Raw genomic sequence first — 1,476 nt, 5'->3', positions numbered from 1 at the left:
GACAGCAGCGCCCCGGCGTTCACGCAGCGCTACCCCAACCTCGCCAGCGCCAAGCTCGGCGCGCGCCCGGTCAGCGCCACCGACGAGTGGTTCGCCCCCGTCGAGCGCATGCTCAGCGACGCCCCCGCGGTGTTCATCGACGGCAAGTTCGATGACCACGGCAAGTGGATGGACGGCTGGGAAACCCGCCGCAAGCGCACCGAGGGCAACGACCACTGCGTCATCCGCCTCGCCCTGCCCGGCATCGTGCGCGGCGTGGACATCGACACGCGCCACTTCACCGGCAACTTCCCCCCCGCCGCCGCGCTCGACGGCTGCTGCGTCGCCGCCGGCGACCCGCACGCCGACACCGCCTGGTTCCCGCTCGTCGTCCCCACCTCGCTCGGCGGCAACGCCCAGCACTTCGTCGCCGTCGACGAGCCCCGCGTGGTGTCGCACGTGCGCCTGAGCATCTACCCCGACGGCGGCGTGGCGCGCCTGCGCGTCTACGGCCAGGTGGTCGCCGACTGGAGCGGCGCCGGCGCCGAGCTCACCGAGCTGTCCGCGATGCGCCTCGGCGGGCGCATCGTGGCCTGCAACAACAGCCACTTCGGCCCGCCCCACGCGATGCTCGCCGCCGGGCGCGGCGTCAACATGGGCGACGGCTGGGAGACGCGCCGGCGCCGCGAGCCGGGCAACGACTGGGCGATCATCGAGCTCGGCCACCCCGGCGTGATCGAGCGCGTGGAGATCGACACCGCCCACTTCAAGGGCAACTTCCCCGACGCCGCCTCGCTGCAGGCCGCCTACGTGCGCGCCGGCACCGACCAGTCGGTGATCACCCAGGCGATGTTCTGGGCGGAGCTGCTGCCGGCGCAGAAGCTGTCGGCCGACGCCATCCACACCTTCAGCGCCGAGCTGAAGGCGCTCGGCGCGGTGACGCACGTGCGCCTGAACATCTTCCCCGACGGCGGCGTGAGCCGGCTGCGCCTGTTCGGCCGCGCGCAGCGGGGCTGAGGCGATGACGCACGCCCTCAGGCTCGCGATCGCGCCGCTGACGCGCGAGGCCTTCGCCCCCTTCGGCGAGGTCTTCGAGGCCGCCGCGGCGACGCGGGTGTTCCCGATCAACGCCGGCACCGCGCAGCGCCACCACGACCTGCTGCGCCTCGACACCGCCGCCGGCGACGGCCACCCGGTGGTGTCGCTGGTGCGCGCCCAGCCGGTGGCGCTGCCGCTGCGCCTGCGCCTGCTCGAGCGCCACCCGCTCGGCAGCCAGGCGTGGCTGCCGCTCGAAGGCCAGCGCTTCGTCGTGGTGGTGGCCCCGCCCGGCGCGGGCTACGCGCTCGACGCCATCCGCGCCTTCGTCACCGACGGGCGCCAGGGCGTGAACTACGCCCGCGGCGTCTGGCACCACCCGCTCCTCACCCTCGAGCGCGCCGCCGACTTCCTCGTCCTCGACCGCGACGGACCCGGCGACAACTGCGATGAGATTCCGCT

At 74.2% G+C, this 1,476-nt stretch carries 2 protein-coding genes; both read left to right on the top strand.

All coding sequences use genetic code 11. The features are described from left to right. Positions 1–996 (top strand): allantoicase (alc, locus tag EV699_RS19740; RefSeq protein ID WP_132546053.1); only part of this gene is annotated, 996 nt, incomplete at its 5' end. A 4-nt stretch (positions 997–1,000) separates the two neighbouring features. Then, positions 1,001–1,476, top strand: a 476-nt coding sequence (locus tag EV699_RS19735; RefSeq protein WP_132546051.1) for an ureidoglycolate lyase, incomplete at its 3' end; no start/stop codon positions are given.

Source organism: Plasticicumulans lactativorans (assembly GCF_004341245.1).
GTDB lineage: Bacteria > Pseudomonadota > Gammaproteobacteria > Competibacterales > Competibacteraceae > Plasticicumulans_A > Plasticicumulans_A lactativorans.
Note: the sequence above shows the minus strand (reverse complement) of the source record. Positions and strands in the feature narration are given on the sequence as shown.